The sequence below is a fragment of the Paenibacillus sp. Mc5Re-14 genome (genome assembly GCF_001049835.1).
GTDB lineage: Bacteria > Bacillota > Bacilli > Paenibacillales > Paenibacillaceae > Paenibacillus > Paenibacillus polymyxa_C.
The window spans coordinates 77,629-94,941 of record NZ_CVPD01000003.1; the positions used below are offsets into that span (position 1 = coordinate 77,629).

The 17,313-nt window shown below is 38.4% G+C and carries 31 protein-coding genes; all 31 read left to right on the plus strand.

What is annotated here, in order from left to right:
* Positions 1-22: 22 nt before the first annotated feature.
* The 31 genes from BN1546_RS26470 to BN1546_RS26620 all read left to right on the plus strand — a co-directional run bounded on the left by BN1546_RS26470 (position 23) and on the right by BN1546_RS26620 (position 17,269).
* Complete coding sequence (locus tag BN1546_RS26470; RefSeq protein ID WP_090739375.1) at positions 23-1,855, plus strand: anaerobic ribonucleoside triphosphate reductase; 1,833 nt, start codon at positions 23-25, stop codon at positions 1,853-1,855.
* Between the two features lie 309 nt (positions 1,856-2,164).
* Positions 2,165-2,344, plus strand: coding sequence for a hypothetical protein (locus BN1546_RS26475; protein WP_090739376.1), 180 nt, complete (start codon positions 2,165-2,167; stop codon positions 2,342-2,344).
* Between the two features lie 18 nt (positions 2,345-2,362).
* A complete protein-coding gene (locus tag BN1546_RS26480) occupies positions 2,363-2,971 on the plus strand; it encodes a type II toxin-antitoxin system PemK/MazF family toxin (protein ID WP_090739377.1) in 609 nt (202 codons plus the stop codon).
* A 354-nt stretch (positions 2,972-3,325) separates the two neighbouring features.
* Positions 3,326-4,096, plus strand: coding sequence for a DNA polymerase beta superfamily protein (locus BN1546_RS26490; protein ID WP_090739379.1), 771 nt, complete (start codon positions 3,326-3,328; stop codon positions 4,094-4,096).
* The gene (locus tag BN1546_RS26495; RefSeq protein ID WP_090739380.1) at positions 4,074-5,489 is read left to right on the plus strand and encodes a nicotinamide phosphoribosyltransferase domain-containing protein; all 1,416 of its coding nucleotides are present in this window, start codon (positions 4,074-4,076) and stop codon (positions 5,487-5,489) included. The genes BN1546_RS26490 and BN1546_RS26495 overlap by 23 nt, the downstream gene beginning before the upstream one ends.
* An 8-nt stretch (positions 5,490-5,497) precedes the next feature.
* Complete coding sequence (locus BN1546_RS26500; RefSeq protein WP_090739381.1) at positions 5,498-6,109, plus strand: adenylyltransferase/cytidyltransferase family protein; 612 nt, start codon at positions 5,498-5,500, stop codon at positions 6,107-6,109.
* Complete coding sequence (locus BN1546_RS26505) at positions 6,063-6,602, plus strand: hypothetical protein (protein WP_090739382.1); 540 nt, start codon at positions 6,063-6,065, stop codon at positions 6,600-6,602. The genes BN1546_RS26500 and BN1546_RS26505 overlap by 47 nt, the downstream gene beginning before the upstream one ends.
* 3 nt (positions 6,603-6,605) lie before the next feature.
* The gene (locus BN1546_RS26510) at positions 6,606-7,136 is read left to right on the plus strand and encodes an NUDIX hydrolase (protein ID WP_090739383.1); all 531 of its coding nucleotides are present in this window, start codon (positions 6,606-6,608) and stop codon (positions 7,134-7,136) included.
* Positions 7,137-7,197: 61 nt separating this feature from the next.
* The gene (locus BN1546_RS26515) at positions 7,198-7,485 is read left to right on the plus strand and encodes a hypothetical protein (protein WP_090739384.1); all 288 of its coding nucleotides are present in this window, start codon (positions 7,198-7,200) and stop codon (positions 7,483-7,485) included.
* 101 nt (positions 7,486-7,586) lie between these two features.
* Positions 7,587-7,787 carry a hypothetical protein gene (locus tag BN1546_RS26520; RefSeq protein WP_090739385.1) on the plus strand — a complete coding sequence of 67 codons (201 nt, stop codon included), beginning with the start codon at positions 7,587-7,589 and terminating at the stop codon, positions 7,785-7,787.
* Between the two features lie 44 nt (positions 7,788-7,831).
* Entirely contained in the window at positions 7,832-8,089 is a 258-nt protein-coding gene (locus BN1546_RS26525) for a hypothetical protein (RefSeq protein ID WP_090739386.1), read from the plus strand.
* A complete protein-coding gene (locus tag BN1546_RS26530) occupies positions 8,086-8,310 on the plus strand; it encodes a hypothetical protein (protein WP_090739387.1) in 225 nt (74 codons plus the stop codon). The genes BN1546_RS26525 and BN1546_RS26530 overlap by 4 nt, the downstream gene beginning before the upstream one ends.
* 3 nt (positions 8,311-8,313) lie before the next feature.
* Positions 8,314-8,487 carry a hypothetical protein gene (locus BN1546_RS27540; RefSeq protein WP_176702389.1) on the plus strand — a complete coding sequence of 58 codons (174 nt, stop codon included), beginning with the start codon at positions 8,314-8,316 and terminating at the stop codon, positions 8,485-8,487.
* 17 nt (positions 8,488-8,504) lie between these two features.
* Complete coding sequence (locus BN1546_RS26535) at positions 8,505-8,804, plus strand: hypothetical protein (protein WP_090739388.1); 300 nt, start codon at positions 8,505-8,507, stop codon at positions 8,802-8,804.
* Between the two features lie 29 nt (positions 8,805-8,833).
* Positions 8,834-9,280, plus strand: a complete 447-nt coding sequence (locus tag BN1546_RS26540; protein WP_090739389.1) for a GatB/YqeY domain-containing protein — start codon at positions 8,834-8,836, stop codon at positions 9,278-9,280.
* Positions 9,281-9,494: 214 nt separating this feature from the next.
* Entirely contained in the window at positions 9,495-9,950 is a 456-nt protein-coding gene (locus BN1546_RS26550; RefSeq protein ID WP_090739391.1) for a hypothetical protein, read from the plus strand.
* A gap of 11 nt (positions 9,951-9,961) precedes the next feature.
* Positions 9,962-10,177 carry a hypothetical protein gene (locus BN1546_RS26555; protein WP_090739392.1) on the plus strand — a complete coding sequence of 72 codons (216 nt, stop codon included), beginning with the start codon at positions 9,962-9,964 and terminating at the stop codon, positions 10,175-10,177.
* 127 nt (positions 10,178-10,304) lie between these two features.
* A complete protein-coding gene (locus BN1546_RS26560) occupies positions 10,305-10,736 on the plus strand; it encodes a hypothetical protein (protein ID WP_090739393.1) in 432 nt (143 codons plus the stop codon).
* Positions 10,733-10,951 carry a hypothetical protein gene (locus tag BN1546_RS26565; protein ID WP_090739527.1) on the plus strand — a complete coding sequence of 73 codons (219 nt, stop codon included), beginning with the start codon at positions 10,733-10,735 and terminating at the stop codon, positions 10,949-10,951. The genes BN1546_RS26560 and BN1546_RS26565 overlap by 4 nt, the downstream gene beginning before the upstream one ends.
* Before the next feature lie 12 nt (positions 10,952-10,963).
* On the plus strand, positions 10,964-11,269 hold the full coding sequence (locus BN1546_RS26570; protein WP_090739394.1) for a DUF1653 domain-containing protein: 306 nt from the start codon (positions 10,964-10,966) through the stop codon (positions 11,267-11,269).
* 24 nt (positions 11,270-11,293) lie between these two features.
* On the plus strand, positions 11,294-12,586 hold the full coding sequence (locus BN1546_RS26575; protein ID WP_090739395.1) for an ATP-dependent DNA ligase: 1,293 nt from the start codon (positions 11,294-11,296) through the stop codon (positions 12,584-12,586).
* Positions 12,586-12,828, plus strand: coding sequence for a zinc-finger domain-containing protein (locus BN1546_RS26580; RefSeq protein ID WP_090739396.1), 243 nt, complete (start codon positions 12,586-12,588; stop codon positions 12,826-12,828). Before BN1546_RS26575 ends, BN1546_RS26580 begins: the two co-directional genes overlap by 1 nt.
* Positions 12,829-12,923: 95 nt before the next feature.
* Positions 12,924-13,664 carry a dUTP diphosphatase gene (locus BN1546_RS27545; RefSeq protein ID WP_176702390.1) on the plus strand — a complete coding sequence of 247 codons (741 nt, stop codon included), beginning with the start codon at positions 12,924-12,926 and terminating at the stop codon, positions 13,662-13,664.
* A gap of 368 nt (positions 13,665-14,032) precedes the next feature.
* Positions 14,033-14,284 (plus strand): hypothetical protein, encoded by a 252-nt coding sequence (locus BN1546_RS26595; RefSeq protein WP_090739398.1) that lies wholly within the window; start codon positions 14,033-14,035, stop codon positions 14,282-14,284.
* Positions 14,281-14,475 carry a hypothetical protein gene (locus BN1546_RS26600; protein ID WP_090739399.1) on the plus strand — a complete coding sequence of 65 codons (195 nt, stop codon included), beginning with the start codon at positions 14,281-14,283 and terminating at the stop codon, positions 14,473-14,475. Before BN1546_RS26595 ends, BN1546_RS26600 begins: the two co-directional genes overlap by 4 nt.
* Positions 14,475-14,612, plus strand: coding sequence for a hypothetical protein (locus BN1546_RS27550; RefSeq protein WP_176702391.1), 138 nt, complete (start codon positions 14,475-14,477; stop codon positions 14,610-14,612). The genes BN1546_RS26600 and BN1546_RS27550 overlap by 1 nt, the downstream gene beginning before the upstream one ends.
* Entirely contained in the window at positions 14,613-15,437 is an 825-nt protein-coding gene (locus tag BN1546_RS26605) for a prohibitin family protein (protein ID WP_090739400.1), read from the plus strand. It abuts the gene before it with no gap.
* A gap of 60 nt (positions 15,438-15,497) precedes the next feature.
* A complete protein-coding gene (locus BN1546_RS27555; protein ID WP_176702392.1) occupies positions 15,498-15,656 on the plus strand; it encodes a hypothetical protein in 159 nt (52 codons plus the stop codon).
* Positions 15,653-16,489, plus strand: a complete 837-nt coding sequence (locus tag BN1546_RS26610) for a thymidylate synthase (protein WP_090739401.1) — start codon at positions 15,653-15,655, stop codon at positions 16,487-16,489. Before BN1546_RS27555 ends, BN1546_RS26610 begins: the two co-directional genes overlap by 4 nt.
* A 4-nt stretch (positions 16,490-16,493) precedes the next feature.
* Complete coding sequence (locus BN1546_RS26615; protein WP_090739402.1) at positions 16,494-16,730, plus strand: hypothetical protein; 237 nt, start codon at positions 16,494-16,496, stop codon at positions 16,728-16,730.
* Positions 16,731-16,741: 11 nt separating this feature from the next.
* Positions 16,742-17,269 carry a dihydrofolate reductase gene (locus tag BN1546_RS26620; RefSeq protein WP_090739403.1) on the plus strand — a complete coding sequence of 176 codons (528 nt, stop codon included), beginning with the start codon at positions 16,742-16,744 and terminating at the stop codon, positions 17,267-17,269.
* Positions 17,270-17,313: the final 44 nt, after the last annotated feature.

The following is a 17,313-nucleotide window of genomic DNA, read 5'->3' on the forward strand; positions in this document are numbered from 1 at the left end:
ATTCTGGAAGGGGAATGTGAAAATGGTCACAGAGAAAAGTTTGATGGAGAAATTTGATGAAATCGTGAGTAGTAACAACAAAGATTTAATTCAAGAAAATGCAAATACAGATGGTATGAGTCCAATGGGGATGATGTCACTGTTTGCATCAACATCTGCAAAAACATTTGCAGTTGAAAAGCTTCTATCCGAAGAAGCGAGAAATGCTTATCTTGAAGGTTACATTCACATACACGATCTTGATTTCTATGCAACAGGAACTACAACATGTTGTCAAATCCCTCTTGGCAAGCTGCTGAGAAATGGCTTTGATACTGGTCATGGACATATGAGGGAGCCGAATAACATTATGAGTGCGATGGCATTGACTTCAATTATTCTACAAGCAAATCAAAACCAACAACATGGTGGTCAATCCATTCCGATGTTTGACTATGACTTGGCTCCATATGTAGAGAAAACATATCAAAAGTGTTTAGAGATGTTGAAGTCTATCGGATTGGTTAATGATATAGAAGAAAAGGCTTGGAATCTGACTGATAAGCAAGTATATCAAGCCTGTGAAGCATTTGTTCATAATAGTAATTCTATGCATAGTAGGGGCGGTTCTCAAACTCCATTTATATCAATTAACCTTGGAACAGATACCTCAAAAGAAGGACGCATGATTACAAAAAATCTCTTGCTTGCAACACAGGCAGGGTTGGGCGATGGAGAAACACCGATCTTCCCGATCACTGTATTCAAGGTTAAAGATGGAGTTAATTTCAATCCTGACGATCCTAATTACGATTTGTATCAGCTATCACTTGAAACTACATCCAAACGTTTATTCCCAAACTATGTTTTTATTGATGCGCCTTTTAACCTTCAATATTACAATGGAACACCAGAAAGCGAGATTGCTACGATGGGCTGTAGAACAAGAACTATTAGCAATGTTAATGGAGACGAAACCCCTGTCGGAAGAGGGAACCTTTCATTTACATCTATCAATCTTCCTCTATTAGCTATTGAGTCAAGAGATATTGATGACTTCTTTTTTAAGCTAAATAAATATGTTGATATTAGTATTAAACAGTTATTTGACCGCTATTTATATCAGGCTAGTAAGAGTGTTGCTAACTTTAAGTTCCTATATAGTCAAGGAATCTGGTCTAATGGAGAGGAACTAGATTCAAACGATAAGCTAGGTGACATTCTCAAGCAAGGAACATTATCTGTTGGATTCGTAGGCTTGGCAGAAGCACTTGTTGCACTTATTGGAGAGCATCATGGGGAGAGCGAAGAAGCTTGGGAACTTGGGTATAGTATCATTAAATTTATTCGAGATAAAACAGATGTTGCTACACGAAAATACAATATGAATGTAACAACACTTGCTACCCCCGCTGAATCGTTTGCTGGTAAAGCACTTAAAACCACAAGAGAAAAGCATGGAGTCATACAAGGTGTTACAGACAGAGAGTATTTCACAAATGGTTTTCACATCCCTGTGTACTATAAGATCGGTGCATTTAATAAAATTAAAAAAGAAGCTCCATTTCATAATCTAACTAATGCTGGACATATCACCTACATTGAGCTTGATGGCAATGCTTCCAACAATGTAAAAGCGTTAGATGCAATTGTTCGTGCAATGAAGGAGAATGGAATTGGATACGGAAGTATAAATCATCCCGTAGATCGCTGTTTGGACTGCAAACATCAAGGTATCATTAATGAAGAATGTCCTAAGTGCGAAAGTAAAAAGATTGAACGCATTCGTAGGATTACAGGATATCTTGTTGGTAGTATGGATAAATGGAACTCAGCCAAACGTGCGGAAGAAAGAGAACGGGTTAAACACTCATAAAGGCAGTATAAAATTCTTAACTACACCCATAATGTAAAGAATGAAGGTAATTTATGGGGCTTTATATTCCTGATGCTGGAAAAAATGTAGCCAAAGCACTTGATTTCGGAGTATAAGTCCTGTATACTTGTGCAAAGAGCCAAGCACAAGTATACAGGACTTATACCGCGCTTTGTTGTTTCACGTATCATATGACGTATAACATGTGAAACTAGGCTCTGCAAGAGAATATTACTCATCAGCCAATCATAAATTATCTCATAATAAACATTATGGGGTGAATTTTTGAAAAAGCGGGGAGGGCGTATAATGAGTACTTTGACTATCAAAAGAGGTAATGTATTATTGTTCAAGGAAAGAAATGGTTTACATGCAACAAAAAAAACAATACAAGAGTATGTAGAAATGATAAAACCATTTCATCTTCAAAGCGAAGAGTACCAACTTTCAAGCATTGAAGCTATGTATGATGATGAGGAAGATGACTGATCTGAAAGGAACAACGCCATGAAGGATATGAATTTTTTTAATCCGTTCACCTATTCTGATAAAGAGCGATGGAAAGACATAGAGAAGCAAATGATATTTGAAGCGTGGGTTCCATTTGTATCGAACCGTCCGCTTCAATTTTTTGTGCCTTACCCGAAAAGTGAGGAAGAGGAAGAATCACCATTACATACAGGAATTACAAAAGGACACCTTACGAGCATCATCGGTGATGATTCAACATCAAGCACTCATAATGTTGTTAGCACTTTAAAAAGAAGAAAAGTAGTCGTTCTATCGAGGGACAGCGTGTGCAAAAACGACTATATGCCTGAAATAATAGTGGCAAGGATTTTCTCTATTAAAGATAAACATAGAGAAGCGCGTTGGTATCCTGATTTGGTGAGTGGAAATCATGAGTGGTTTGTTCATTTGCCAAAACACATTACAGGGAAAGAGTCATATGTTAATATGACGCAAACTATGCCAATTGGTAAGAACCTACTGATAGAAAAGTATGGTTTGTTAGATGGAGAACTTATGAAAATGGTAGAAGCAAGATATAAGCATGGGATTGATCTTGGAGTCATTAAGGAAACAAACGATGGCTTTATGGCATCTAGCGAATAGGAAAGGACAATTGTCCTTTCCTATTTTTTGTTTAGAGTAGACGGTAATCTCGTTTTCTTTCTTTTTAGGGAGATAATAATAAGTTGTTGACAAGGAGCCGAAGAAAGTACTATAATAATAAATGTAAGGAAGAACAAAACAAAGAGGTGAACAAATGATCGCAGTAGCTTGTGGAATGGAAGATGATGAAGCGCATAACATCGACAAGAGTTACGCTTCACATAAGTTGCGTCACGAACTTGAAGGCTTAGTTGTAATGTCAGAGTTTGATTTCATTAATAGGGTTGTAATTAGACGAGAGCCTTTGATACCGCCAATTAGATACTCTCGTAGTCATCGGCAAGGAGAGTAAATATGATAATTGAGAGAAGTATACTTGTGAAGGCACTGGTTGGCTCACATAACTACAATCTTGCAACGCCAGAGTCAGACAAAGACTACAAGATATTCACCATGCCAACGTTCGATGATCTTTACAGAGGTAAAATGTACTCGAAGGCAGATGTTGGATTAGAGTTCGATTTCGATGTGCATGACATTAGGAAAATGGTTGCTCTGTTCTGGAAAGCAAACATCAACTTCCTTGAAGTCCTCTACTCGAAAGAAAATCACATCTATGATAAAAACATTAAAGAAATATACAATCTGCGGAAAGATATAGTGAGAATGAATCTACCTTACTTATACAATGCATGTAGAGGAATGCACTTCGAAAAGATGAAGCGTCTGGATAACCCAACAGAAGGAACAGCACACTTGATTGAGAAGTATGGCTATAATACCAAAGAAGCATTACATGCTTACAGGGTTCTCGATTTTATTACTCGATTTGCATATACAGACTTCGAGGATTTCGAATGGGCAATGACTTACGATGAAAACCTTAGAGAAAGAATGCTTGAAATCAAAAATGGAGAATACCCAAAAGTAACGTTCCAAATGTTGATTCGTCAAAAGATGAGTCAATTCGAAAAGTTTGACCAAGCATACTATAGTCAAAAGCCCAATGAAGAATTAAAACAGCACATTGATTTAATTATATACAATATGATTAAGGAAAATTTTCAAGGAACTAAAGAAAGTACTTTGGGAGGAAATGAAGATGCTCAAACAATTACGCAGTAACCCAATTATGTTGACTGACGCATACAACTTGTCGCACCAAAACTTGAAGGTTAATACAGATTGGGAAATATCCCATATGTACAATCGTTCCAAGTCAATGATTCTGTTCGGACTTCTTGAAATTATTAACAACATCTTGGAGACACGAATCAACATGTCAATGATTGACGAAGCTGAATTTCATGCAAATCGTATGGGAATTACATTCCCTAGAAAACTTTGGGAGCGAGTAGTCAAGGAATGTGGTGGTTATATTCCCTTGGAGATACAAGCTCTACCAGAAGGTACGTACTGCCCTGTAGGAACACCTTTCGCTCAAATTCGTAACACAGTTAAGGGTTTTGGTGAAATGGTTACATGGTTCGAGGGCGAATTGATGCACGCTTATTTCCCATCAACCGCTGCTACACAAGCACTTCGTATGCGGCGTTATCTGGAACAAAAGAAGCGTCAATATGGTTATGATGACAGTTTTATGCTTCGTTTGCACAGCTTTGGATTTCGAGGTCATCGCAGCCTTGAAGACGCATATTGGGCAGGGATTTCGTGGAATTTATTCTTGTATGGTACAGACGACTTCCACACAGCATTTCACACTCCAAGTGCGAATCTCGTAAGTATCGCAGCTACTGCACACAAGGTAACACAGCAATTTGACAATGAGTATGAGGGTTATAGACATGTGATCAAGGCAACAGCAGATGTAGGGGAGAAGATCGTAGCAATCGTAATTGACACATATGATGCATATCGTTTCCTTGATGAATACTTAATTCCATTGGCTAAATACGCCGCATCGCTTGGAGTTCATATGGTAATTCGTCCAGACAGTGGCGACACATGGGAACAGGTTGTGATTGCATACAAGAACATTTCTCGTCACTTCATTCCGATCACGAATGTTACTGCTATCATTGGTGAAAGCATGGACTTTGAAAATGTGAAAAAGGCAGATGCTTATTTTGAGCAACATGGCGTTCCATTGAACTTCGTATCATATGGAGTTGGTGGAGGATTCTACAACTATGCAAATCGAGATACGCTTGGATGGGCAATGAAAACAGCTTACTCTAATGGTAAAGATCGCATGAAATTCTCTGAGAATCCAATCAAACGTAGTATTCCTGGGGTTGTTGAACTTTATCGCAATGAATATGGTGATTTAGTTGTAGGCAAAGAGAATAGTGTCAAAGAAGGAAAACTCTACGAGACGATCTACTTCCATGATGCTGTAGCTGATACGCCGATCATGAAGCAATATTCCGATGAACATTGGTTGTCTGTTCAGGCGACAGCTCTTTCGGCAAACACAGAGCAAGCAAATATCTATCTCAGCGATGAAGTTCGTACAGAGATTGGCGAGTTCCAAAGACGATACAGAAATCGGGTGTAACTATGTCAATGAACCTAAGAAAGTATAAGTTTGGATTTGTTATTGGTCGATTCCAGATGCTACATGCAGGACACGAACATCTAATTAATACAGCTTTAGCTCAGTGCGAGAACTTACTAATCCTAGTGGGTTCATCGCAAGAGTCTAAAACGTTCAGGAATCCATTTGATGCATTTACTAGAATCCTTATGCTTAAAGAGATTTATGGTGATAATCCAAACGTTTACATTGCACACATTGCAGACCTAACCAATGAAAACGATCATTCACATGATTGGGGTAGGTACTTGTTAAACGAGGTGAATGATTGGGCTGAAATATGCGATATAAAAGAACCACTTGACGCGATGTTCTATGGCAATGACGAAGAACGTGAAGACTGGTTTGACCCAAAAGACATTGAAGGAATTGCACAGATTAAGCTTGATCGAGCAGACATTCTAATCAGTGGGACAACAATGAGAAGCTATCTCGCATGGAACAACTTTACTCTGTGGTCGAAGTTTGCTAATCAGAAGCTTCATAGTTACTTTGAAACTTTGAGACAAAAACTTTTTGAGGTGGGAAAAGACGATGACGAAGAGACAGTTAAAGATTGGCGACGAAGTAGAGGTAATTAGGAATACGTATAATGACTACATCAAAATAGGTATGAAAGGTGTAGTCAAGGATTTACGTTGTAACAATCAGGAAATTGGTGTTTGCTTCAACGAACATGATATTCATGGACACGATCTCAATGGAAAGGTCAAATATGGACATGGGTGGTATTTTTATTTAAGTGAGATTAAACATATTGAGCATTCAGAGAAAATCACTGTCATGCTTGAAGGGAAGAGAACAACTGTCACACTGGAAGATGGAAGTGTTGGTATATCTAATCCAACGTATAAAGATAAATATAATTTAGAAAAAGGCATCGAGATTGCGAAAACAAAAGCACTGATTGCACGAAACAAAAAGAAAGGTGAAGAGATGGAAGGGAAGGCACAAAAATTGAGTGTTCAAATTGCTGATCTACAGCGTGAATACTCAGAAGTAGTGAATCATATCCCATTTATTTACAATGAAATTACTGAATTAGAAGGAAAAGTCAAGGAAATCGGAGGGTAACACATGACAACAACACACGAATCATTGTACAAGACTCCATGGGTGGAGTTGATGAAACGAACATCGGATGAAGATGGTACATATATCTACATTCGTGAGCCATGGCTAATCAATGGTCAAGCAATTTCGATTCTTCCATATCGTCTTGATTGCGACGAAATCGAATTGTTGGTTCGATGTGAAGTGGCTGATGTTCCTGTGATGGGTACTATTAAGGGTGGTTGTGACAAAGAAGGGGAAGCCATTGAAGAAACAGCGGTTCGTGAACTTCTTGAAGAAGCTGGTTACTCAATTCATCCTTCGCAATTAATTCATTTAGGAACTGCTAGAACATCGAAGCTCAACACAACAACGATGAATCTGTTTGCAGTCGATCTGACTGATGAAGAGCAAGGTGAAGCAATTGGGGATGGCACGAAGAATGAAGCAAATGCTTACTGTAAGTGGATTTCAGAAGAAGAGTCTTTAGATGTACAAGACCCAATCATCCACACTTCGATGGTCAGACTTATAAATCAAAGTGGAAGATTTTAAGACGACATAATAGTCTAAATTAAAAAAAAAAAAAAATAAATTTATGAATGGAGAATGTTAAATGACTAAAGTATACGCAAATGAAGAGGTAGTAGTAGTTCAGGATGTAGAATTGGTGCAAGCTGTTGTGGAATTGGCTTTCCTGCGAATGATTGATTATGATGCATACGCTGTAGCTAACAAACTTCTGGCTGATCTGCTTCGCGAAAGTCTGGAAACAGAATTGGTGATCGGGATTGTGGTTCTGGATGAAGGGACTGTAGGACTGCTGACGTACAACATTCTGGCTGATGACTATAATCACTTTGTACAGGGTCAAGACGAATACGGATTCTATGTTGAAGTATAATTAAGGAACCGAAGAAAGTACTTAGTTAATATCTTTGGAGAGCTAATTCTACTCTCCAAAGAAACAAAAATTTTATTTAGAGTGAAGAGGGTTGGTAAAAATTGAAATGGATTGTTGTAGTAAAAGGTAACTATTATCCATCTGTAATTGAATGCAAAGATGAGGAAGAAGCGGTAGAAGTATGCGAACAACAGGTTAAACTCCTTGCAGAGCTAGATTCTGATGAATTTCGTGTATATATCGCAAAAGTGACGAGATGGGTAGGAAAACACAGTGAAAATGTCGTTCATAGCCTACTTTAAGACTAAATAAAACTGCGATTCCATTTAGATTTTGGAGGATAAAAATGCCACATTACAAATTGTTCAAGTACAGCTTAGGTGACTATGAAAGAGAGATAGCGTCTGGAACAGATGAAAATCTAATTGCAGAACATGCTATTGCTTTATCATCATTTGATGAGCCATACATGTACGCGTACAGACTTGAAGCATGGATTGGTGATAGACAAATTGGTGGATGGAGATTCTTCCAAAATGGAAGAGAGTTTACAGAAGATATTCGAAAAGCAGCAATAAAATCATTGAAGGAGATAAATAAATGAACATCTACGAGATTCAAGAATACGCAAAAGATCATGGATTTGATTCTCTTAAATTCGCAATGACAAATCGAAATGGAGCTACATTCTATGGACACTTCTTAGATGCTTACTTTGGCATGATTATGATCCCCGAAATTGGCGATGGATTCATTGTGATATCTCATCTCATTCAGGAATATGGTTTCGATGAATTTGAATTTACAGTATTAGAGGGGAATTAAACAATGGCACAAACACAAGTAACCAATGAATATCTTCTACAATTACAAGAACAACAAGCGAAAGAGTATGGAATGAAGGTTGATGTTTATCACAGTGAAATTGGAAAAACAATCGGGGTCTTCCCACATAATGCAATGCCGATACCGCCAAATGCACTTCGAGTAATTAGATATTAAGGAGATGACTGTTGAGCATGGATACAAGATATATAGTGACTAAGGTCACCGAGCTTGATCGAGTTACACCGAAGACTGCTTTGCCTGAACAAAACATGGACTATGATTTAGTCGTGAAATGCGAGTATGCCGCACACTTCAATCCATATTTGGGGCGATCAATGGTCTTAATCCCAACAAAACCGAATGACGATATCAATTCAATGAATATCTACACCTCATCTGTATTCAGCATTGAAGACAATGGAGACGAATTGATTGTAGTGACAAGAAACACAGTTTACTATTTCGAGAAAAGAGAGGTAGGAAACTGTTAATTATTACTAAATAAAAGGGGATAAACACAATGACAATCAAGCAACGCCTGACAGATGAAATGAAAGAAGCAATGCGTAACAAGAATAAAGGCACACTAGCTACGATCAGACTGCTTATTGATCGCATTCAGAAAAAAGAAAAGGATGCATTGCGTGATCTGACAGAAGAAGAAGCTGTTCAAGTGCTTCAAACGTTCAAGAAGCAAGTTCGTGAGGAAGCTGATGCCTTTGCAAATGCAGGGAAGTTCAGTAGGGAAGCGGAACTGGTTGACTCTATCTTTTTGGTGGACAGGTTCTTGCCACAACAAATGAGCAAAGAAGAGATTGACATTCAAGTTCAACTTGTAATTTCTGAAATAACTTCAAATGGACAAGTGCCAAATAAAGGTTTGGTTATGAAAAACCTGATGCCATTAGTAAAAGGAAAGGCTGACAACAAGCTGGTGAATGAGGTTGTCACTGAGACATTGGCATGATGTTCTGGAAGAAAAAGAAAGCTCAACCTAAACCTATTTGTGATCATGAGTGGGTCAACCTTGATGAAGGAATGTCAAGTGCAATGGTTGAAATATATTGTCCAAAATGCACTCAAAGCCGAAATGTAACTAATTCAGAAGCGAGAAAACAAGTGAAGAAATCAAAGTTGAGAAAGGAATATCTCGACAAGATGAAAGAAGAGAGGTTGTTATCATGAAGTATGGTCAGCGAGAAATAATTGATTTAACTATTTATGATGAGCTGGGAAATAAAGTTGCACATTTGGATTCTCTCAAAGAAAGCTATCTAGGCAAGCACACTGTATTTGTAAAAGATGCTTTGCTTGACTTAGACCTTCTTAAATTTATGGGTAAAGCTGAAGACAAATTTGTTAGTGATTATGAATCGGAAAGTTCTCGTGAAAAATACGATACTACAATTGTATTTAATCATAACACAACAAAACCCTGTAAACTGATTGGCAAAGGTGTTATTAGAAGTCAAGAAACTGGTAGAGATGTTGAGTTTATGTATGAAGTTCCAAAAGCTGAAATCTCATTAAACTACACTATGATCGTAGAAAGTTCTCCTAACGTTTCAGATCATGATTTCTCTTTCGATATTCTCCCATTCAATGAAGAGGGAGATATGTATAAGTTGCATATCTAGGAGGTTGTCAAATGAGTATACAAGTGCCAGTGAAAGTGACCAACTGTGATAAGTGTCCATATGCAGAAGTAAGGAAGGTATGGACTTTGGATTCTTGGGATGATGTTCGAGCAATCAAATGTACTAAGTTGGACAAGGATGTTTATGGGTATCTTGATTGGTACGATAATTCTCCTGTTCCTGATGAGTGTCCATTTGTAGTGGAGGTAGGAAATGAAGCTGATTAACTTCATATTGCATATGTTTGGCGGTTGTCCTGATGAGGATTTAGTTGAAGCAAAACGTGGAAAGATGAAGTGTTCGAAGTGTGAGCGAGAGTATTTTGTATTCAAAACATATTAAGGAGTGTTAAACATGGGAGTAGTATTGAAGATTAAAGGTGACAATCTAACTATTGAAGATTTGCAGGAAATGAAGGAGAACATAGAAGAAGCTATTACTAAAAAGAAGAAAGAAATGGCTTTAGCTATGTCTGGATGGCTTGAAGATGTTATCAGGGATGGTAAGGAACGAATTGTTGATCAAGAATACTTTTTAGAAGTTACGGATTTATCAGAAGTTTTATTTATCAAATGGTATGTGAATCACAAGTTAAAGCAACGAGATTATCTACCTAAATACATTCACAAATGTACAAGCAAAAAAGTTCCAGAAACTACTTATGTATTTGATGATAGCAAGAAAAGTATCGGATTGAGCGCTGGCAAGAAACATGCTTTAGTGATTCATGACGAAAGTCTCCCTTATTTGAAAGAAGAGTTTGAAGAATGGAGCTGGAAGCAATGAGTGAATATGCAAAGATTTATGCTTATATTGAGATAGGAAAATACTTGTATCGAGATGGAACGAGCAAATTCTATAACGACTTGAAGGAAGTTTACGGACTGCAAGATCATCCTAAGTTTGACCTTCTGTACAGCATTTCGTGGGAGCGTGGACATGCATATGGATTAACTGATGTACTTGGAGTGTTTAATGATCTGGTGGAGTTGATTCGATAGGAGTGATTTCTTATGTTCTATAGACACTATAAGGGTGGTATTTATTACACTTTAGGGTTGACTTCGCTCTACGAAGGAACAGGTTTGGAAAGAGAGTGGACACACAACTATTTAAGCGCTATCCACACAGAAACAGGGAGAAAGATTGCTGTATCGCTGATTGATGGTAGATTCCATGTGCTAGATGAAGAGGATACAAACTTGGTTCTTTATTTAGATATGGTTGGTCGTTTCTGGCTCAGACCAAGAGACATTTTCTTTGAAACAGTAAAAGTGGATGGAAAAGAAATAAGACGCTTTTTAAATTATTATAAGTGACAAAGAAAGTATTGGGGGAGTTATATGCAGACTGTGATGGAAATATTTAGGGAGATTAAAGAAACATCAAGCAGAACAGGCAAGGAAGCTATTCTAAAAGCAAATGTTGATAATCAAGATTTTCGTAAAATTTTGGAGTTTCTCTACAATCCATTCGTCCTGACAGGAATTAAAGCAAAGAAGTTACAGAAGTTCTCTGATTATAACGCTCATCACATTCAATTTTTTAATGTTTTTGAAGCTATTAACTTCATCGTTAAGAATAATACAGGTCGAGATGAAGATGTTAAGGCGATTGCTAACTTCATTAATAGTCGCACAGGTGAAGTTCATGATTTCCTCCAAGATATGTTCACGAAGGATTACAAGTGTGGCATCACTGCCAGTACGATCAACAAGGTATATGGCAAGGGAACAATCCCTGAGTTCGATGTATTGCTTGCTAAAGCGTACAAAGATCATGGTCATAAGCTAAAAGGTCGCTTCTACATTACGTTAAAACTTGATGGAATCCGATGTGTTGCGATTAAGAAGAATGGTGTAGTTCAGTTCTTCACTCGTCAAGGTCAACCTATTGACGATCTGGTTGATATTGAGGATGAGATTACACGCAACTTCCCTGACAACTTCGTTTACGATGGAGAATTGCTTCTGAAAAATCCTCTTGGACTGCCAAGTGATACTCTGTTCCGAGCAACGCAGAAAGTTGTTCGGAAGGATGGAGTCAAGAAGGACTTAGAGTTCCATGTATTTGATGGACTTCCAATTGATGAGTTTATGGAAGGAAAGTCTAAGCTGACATATGAGCAACGTAGATCAGAATTGGATAGTGGGATATTCAGTACAAGCCATGAACATGTACATTATCTGCCGATCCTTTACGTGGGTGAAGATAAGACTGTTATCAGTGATATCCTAGCAGAAGTTGTCTCATTGGGTCATGAAGGTCTGATGATTAATACAGCCAAAGGACACTATGTAACCAAACGATCTGATGTGTTATTAAAGGTTAAAGAGATGCACACAGTTGACCTGAAAGTCCTTGGACTTGAAGAGGGTAGTGGTAAGTATAAAGGTACTCTAGGCGCTATCATCGTAGATTACAAAGGGTACGAAGTTAGAGTTGGTTCTGGATTCACCGATCCCGAACGAAACATGCTGTGGAACACTAAAAATATCAAGGAATTGAGTCTTGTAAATAAGATAGCTGAAATTCAATATTTCGAGGAATCGACAAATCAGGATGGCGGTATCTCGCTGAGATTCCCTGTATTTTTACGCATCAGAGATGACAAGACGGAGCCTAGTCTACATTGATGAAGGCAGAGATTCGCAAGGAAAGACTGCGGTTGTTGTCGGAAATAGACACCATAGAGAAAGCTTGTGAAGGTTGCCCAACACGCGCTCATTTCAACAACCTGAAAGACGCTACAGGGTTAATTCAAGCCTGTAGAGAGTGTCCTGTATTTGCTGATTTAAGTCAGTATGGTGAGAGGTTATTGAAGTTGTCTGAACCGAGAAAAAAGATATCTATAGGAACCGAAGAAAGTATTGACTAGATGTAAAAACAATGATAAGATATTAAATATAAGGCGGTCGTGATAAAGAATCATTCAAGGAGCCGAAGAAAGTACTATTAACTGGAGGAATGTAAATGTCAACACAAAACACAGCAAAGCGATACTATAAGGTTGAAGAAACAGTTTGGGTGAAACCTGAAAGCAAGCTTGGAGTAATTAAGGAACTGAAAATTGATCCAAAGTTAAATATTTATGAAGCTATCGTTCATTTGATTGACCCAAGAGGGGAAGAGTACACCAGCGATGTTATCAAAGTAAACCTTTGGGAAATTGATAAGAACAAGAAGGCTCAGTTTAAGGTGAAAGAGAAGGGCTATGTGAAGCAAAAGAAACCGACTATTCTTTTTGCAAAGGTAGCTGAGGATGCGATTATTCCATCGAAGATCGAAGAGAATGCTGGATACGATATCTATGCAAACTTTGAGAATGAGTTCCTTACATTTGCACCTCATGAAACAAAGCTTGTTCCAACTGGCATTGCGTCTAGTGTGACAAAAGAATATACTCTTGTCGCTAAAGAGCGTGGTTCTACTGGTAGCAAAGGAATGGGATTGCGAGCAGGGGTTGTTGACTCTGGATATCGCGGTGAAATCTTCATTGGAATGACGAATGAGAACGACAAAACTCTGGTAATCGCAAAGAACCCTGAGCTGTTCGATGCAGAAAAAAACATCGTGTATCCTTATGCGAAAGCAATTGCTCAACTTCTTCTCCTTCCAGTTATCGACGCGTATGTGAAAGAGATTCCCCTTGAATCACTTCAAGCAATCCCTTCTGTTCGCGGTAAAGGCAAAGTAGGGTCTTCTGGTAAATAGCGTTAAGGAGCTAAAGAAAGTACTAACGGGGAGTTCGCTCCCCTTAAATTATGCTTATGAGGTGAAACAACGAATGACAATTACGAGGGGAACAAAACGAAACTCGTATCGCATCACCAAGAAGACATTGGGGGAAAGGCAAACCCAAGTATTAAATGAGCTGATGCTACATCCAGATGGTGTGACAGCTAGTGAATTAGCTCTAAGTATGTGGGATAAGGGATTCTTCGTAATGCCTGACAGAAACAATGTTCATCCACGATTGAATGAACTTGTCGAACTAATGTTAGTCGAAGTCACTGGTAAACGATCTTGTAGCGTAACTAACAGGACTGTCGCAGTTTACCAAGTAAAGGGAGAGATTTAATATGGCAAGAATCACAGTCAAATCAAGAAGTCGAATTGATGCAAGGTTTACACAAGCGGAGATCAACACTCTAACTATCGCACTTGCATTGCTGGACATTGAAACAATGGAGACAGAGCTAAAAGAACAAGGAATCGACTTTTCTAAGGCTGAGTACGACCACTTGACTTTGTTCAAGAAACTAACAGATGTAACAGGTTTATATCCTCAAGTACAGCTTGATGATCAACCACAGGAGGATGAGACAACATGAAGATTTGTGGAGTTTGCAAGGGTTCAGGAGCTCTAAATCAAGACATTTGTGAAGCATGTGATGGCGAAGGTATTGATAGCAATTCGACATTCGCAGTGGGCAAGGTTCAACGCCGAAAGAGTGCAGAGTTCGAGGTCGAACAGAAGAAGGTCAAGTTTGACAAGAAAAATGCAAGTAGGAGTGAAGCTTAATGTTCTACATTATGTTCTGGCTTGTAGCAGTAGCTTTTTTCATTTTGCTGATCGCTGGTGGAGCGCACAAGAAGGTTCAGGATAAAACAACTAAATTCATTGAAAAAATCTTCGAAGACGAAAAGGAGAATGTATAAATGAGTAAACGTATCGTAGGTATCGCAGGGGTTGGAGCGGCAGTGATTATCGGTGGAATTTTCACGCTTATGTCTTTAACTACCATTGATCAAGGACATGTAGGTGTTATTTACAACCGAAATGGTGGTGTAGAAAACCAAACATTGCCACAAGGTATGCACTTGATATCTCCAATGAAGAAGGTTACTCAATATCCTGTAGCTCTAGAAACAGTTGAATATAAAGATGTTCAACTCGCTACAAAAGATGGTAAACCCCTCACAATGGGTATGACATTCAACTATATGAATGACCCTACCGAAGTTGTTGATATTTTCAACAAATTTAAGGGTGCAAAACCAGAGGATATCGAACAATCCTTTATCCTTTCTCGAATCAAGGAAGCTGCGCTATCTGTAACATCTAAATATACAATTCTCGAAATCTTCCAAAACCGCGAACAGATCAAAATTGAGATTTCTAAAGAATTTACTGAGGACATGAAAAAGCAAGGTTTCACTGTTACTGACTTTGTTCTTGGTACGCCAACTCCTGACCAAAGTACAGCTAAAGCAATTCAAGCAGTTGTAGACGCTCAACAGCAACTTGAAGCGCTAAAAGTTGAGAAGCAAAAAGCTAAAGAAGTTGCCGAAAAACAAAAGATTGAAGCAGAGGGTAAAGCACAAGCAGCTATTGCAGAAGCAAAAGGTACAGCAGAAGCCAATCGTCTAATGCAGCAATCCATCACTCCTGAACTTCTGAAAAAAATGGAGATGGAAGCACGTATGAAGTGGGGATGGGTCACTATCCAAGGTGCTAATGCTGTCGTAACTGAAAAGAAGTAATACATTAATTTCGATAAAGCCCACTATAGAAAGGTGGGCTTTTCTACTAGGAGGTTTTACATGAAAAAAGTGACTAAAAGAAGATTATCAGTGTTTGCATTCTACTTTTTTGTTTTCGTGTCGCTTGTGCAGGGCGTGTATCCATACAGCATTCCTCCTGCGATCCTTGAAGAAACCAAAGATCACACACCACATCCGAAAGTAGTGAAACGAAAATGAATAAATCTGATAGATATTTCCTAACCAATCTGGACTTGATTCTTGAATATGGTAGTGAGGATGTAAACCCAAGACCAAAGTATGAAGATGGAACTCCTGCTCATACAATCTACATTACACAGGTATTTGAAAAGTACGATCTAACTGATAACGAATTTCCTATCACAACACTTAGACCTATTCCGATCAAAAATGGGATCAAAGAGGTTCAATGGATTTATCAAGATCAGTCTTCCGACCTGTCCAGATTAGAAGGGGAGTATGGGATTAAATGGTGGCGACCATGGAATATTGGTGATGGCACAATTGGTCAAAGATATGGAGCAACAGTCAGGAAATATGATTTGATGAACAACCTTCTGAAAGGTCTTCTTAATGACCCGTTTGGTCGAAGACATATTATATCTCTTTGGCAAGAAGACGACTTTAACGAATCAGAAGGATTGCTACCTTGTGCGTTCCAAACAATTTTCTCTGTTCGAAGAAAAAATGGTTACATGTATTTGGACATGACACTTATTCAACGTAGCTCAGACTATCTGGTAGCTGGTCACATTAACAAAATGCAATATGTAGCGTTTCAGATGATGATTGCTAAACACTGTGGCTATGAAGTAGGGACATTTGCTCATTTTGTTCAGAACCTTCATATATATGATCGTCATATCGAACAGGCAGGAGAGATTCTTTGGAGAGATGCTTCAAAGAAAAACCCAATTTTGCAGCTTAACGTTCCTGATGGGACTAACTTCTATGATATTAGCGCGAAGCACTTCGAACTGATTGACTATGAGCCAGTCGAACCACAATTGAAATTTGAGTTAGGAGTGTGATTATATGACGTGGATAGGATGCATTGCGTATCTGATAATTGGTTTTTGGTTTCTATTCATTATTAAAGGTTATGGTAACATCTTACCACCAATGCGATTTGTTCCTGCTGATAATGGTGGATACAAGCTCAAAGAGTGGATTCCAATGCCATTATGGTTGTGGAACGTTGTACTGACGGTCATTTGGCTCCCATATATTATTTATTACTTAATTATGATTCTCAAAGAGTTTAAACTATAAGGAGAATAGATATGAAGGAAGTAATCGCAATAACAGCAATGGACGAAAATAATGCAATTGGCAAGGACAACAAACTACTTTGCACTCTAAAAGACGACATGGAATACTTTCGATCAGTGACCGAGGGACACATTGTTGTCATGGGAAGGAACACATATCGGAGTATTGGCAGACCTTTGCCGAACAGGATCAATATAATCCTGACCAAAGATAAAAACTTTCCTATTCCTAAATGCCTTGGATGTAGAGTCATGCATTCAGTGAGCGAAGTGTTAAGCTTTCATAGCAATCTGAACAACGATAAAGATATGTTCATTATAGGTGGAGAACAGGTATACGAGTCGTTTCTGCCATACTGCAACAAGCTTATCGTGAGTCATATACTGGCATCTTTCGATGACGTTGATGCACACTTTCCAGAGGTAGACTGGACAAAATGGGAGCCTATAGGTCATCCATTAGGTGAAGAAGGATGGGTTTCTGCCGATGATCGGAATGAATATGCATTCAGTACAGTTATATATAGGAAGACCGTCTAACAGGGGAGTAATCCCCTGTTTTTTATTTAAAATTATCCTAACAA

Coding starts and splice junctions, on each gene's coding strand:
- BN1546_RS26575 (WP_090739395.1), top strand. CDS start 11,294: ATGCAGACTGTGATGGAAATATTTAGGGAGATTAAAGAAACATCAAGC.
- BN1546_RS26570 (WP_090739394.1), top strand. CDS start 10,964: ATGTTCTATAGACACTATAAGGGTGGTATTTATTACACTTTAGGGTTG.
- BN1546_RS26615 (WP_090739402.1), top strand. CDS start 16,494: ATGACGTGGATAGGATGCATTGCGTATCTGATAATTGGTTTTTGGTTT.
- BN1546_RS26475 (WP_090739376.1), top strand. CDS start 2,165: ATGAGTACTTTGACTATCAAAAGAGGTAATGTATTATTGTTCAAGGAA.
- BN1546_RS26565 (WP_090739527.1), top strand. CDS start 10,733: ATGAGTGAATATGCAAAGATTTATGCTTATATTGAGATAGGAAAATAC.
- BN1546_RS26500 (WP_090739381.1), top strand. CDS start 5,498: ATGAACCTAAGAAAGTATAAGTTTGGATTTGTTATTGGTCGATTCCAG.
- BN1546_RS26610 (WP_090739401.1), top strand. CDS start 15,653: ATGAATAAATCTGATAGATATTTCCTAACCAATCTGGACTTGATTCTT.
- BN1546_RS26555 (WP_090739392.1), top strand. CDS start 9,962: ATGAGTATACAAGTGCCAGTGAAAGTGACCAACTGTGATAAGTGTCCA.
- BN1546_RS26580 (WP_090739396.1), top strand. CDS start 12,586: ATGAAGGCAGAGATTCGCAAGGAAAGACTGCGGTTGTTGTCGGAAATA.
- BN1546_RS27545 (WP_176702390.1), top strand. CDS start 12,924: ATGTCAACACAAAACACAGCAAAGCGATACTATAAGGTTGAAGAAACA.
- BN1546_RS26530 (WP_090739387.1), top strand. CDS start 8,086: ATGAACATCTACGAGATTCAAGAATACGCAAAAGATCATGGATTTGAT.
- BN1546_RS26495 (WP_090739380.1), top strand. CDS start 4,074: ATGCTCAAACAATTACGCAGTAACCCAATTATGTTGACTGACGCATAC.
- BN1546_RS26480 (WP_090739377.1), top strand. CDS start 2,363: ATGAAGGATATGAATTTTTTTAATCCGTTCACCTATTCTGATAAAGAG.
- BN1546_RS26600 (WP_090739399.1), top strand. CDS start 14,281: ATGAAGATTTGTGGAGTTTGCAAGGGTTCAGGAGCTCTAAATCAAGAC.
- BN1546_RS27555 (WP_176702392.1), top strand. CDS start 15,498: ATGAAAAAAGTGACTAAAAGAAGATTATCAGTGTTTGCATTCTACTTT.
- BN1546_RS27540 (WP_176702389.1), top strand. CDS start 8,314: ATGGCACAAACACAAGTAACCAATGAATATCTTCTACAATTACAAGAA.
- BN1546_RS26605 (WP_090739400.1), top strand. CDS start 14,613: ATGAGTAAACGTATCGTAGGTATCGCAGGGGTTGGAGCGGCAGTGATT.
- BN1546_RS26515 (WP_090739384.1), top strand. CDS start 7,198: ATGACTAAAGTATACGCAAATGAAGAGGTAGTAGTAGTTCAGGATGTA.
- BN1546_RS26595 (WP_090739398.1), top strand. CDS start 14,033: ATGGCAAGAATCACAGTCAAATCAAGAAGTCGAATTGATGCAAGGTTT.
- BN1546_RS26550 (WP_090739391.1), top strand. CDS start 9,495: ATGAAGTATGGTCAGCGAGAAATAATTGATTTAACTATTTATGATGAG.
- BN1546_RS26470 (WP_090739375.1), top strand. CDS start 23: ATGGTCACAGAGAAAAGTTTGATGGAGAAATTTGATGAAATCGTGAGT.
- BN1546_RS26490 (WP_090739379.1), top strand. CDS start 3,326: ATGATAATTGAGAGAAGTATACTTGTGAAGGCACTGGTTGGCTCACAT.
- BN1546_RS26560 (WP_090739393.1), top strand. CDS start 10,305: ATGGGAGTAGTATTGAAGATTAAAGGTGACAATCTAACTATTGAAGAT.
- BN1546_RS26525 (WP_090739386.1), top strand. CDS start 7,832: ATGCCACATTACAAATTGTTCAAGTACAGCTTAGGTGACTATGAAAGA.
- BN1546_RS26620 (WP_090739403.1), top strand. CDS start 16,742: ATGAAGGAAGTAATCGCAATAACAGCAATGGACGAAAATAATGCAATT.
- BN1546_RS26540 (WP_090739389.1), top strand. CDS start 8,834: ATGACAATCAAGCAACGCCTGACAGATGAAATGAAAGAAGCAATGCGT.
- BN1546_RS27550 (WP_176702391.1), top strand. CDS start 14,475: ATGTTCTACATTATGTTCTGGCTTGTAGCAGTAGCTTTTTTCATTTTG.
- BN1546_RS26510 (WP_090739383.1), top strand. CDS start 6,606: ATGACAACAACACACGAATCATTGTACAAGACTCCATGGGTGGAGTTG.
- BN1546_RS26505 (WP_090739382.1), top strand. CDS start 6,063: ATGACGAAGAGACAGTTAAAGATTGGCGACGAAGTAGAGGTAATTAGG.
- BN1546_RS26535 (WP_090739388.1), top strand. CDS start 8,505: ATGGATACAAGATATATAGTGACTAAGGTCACCGAGCTTGATCGAGTT.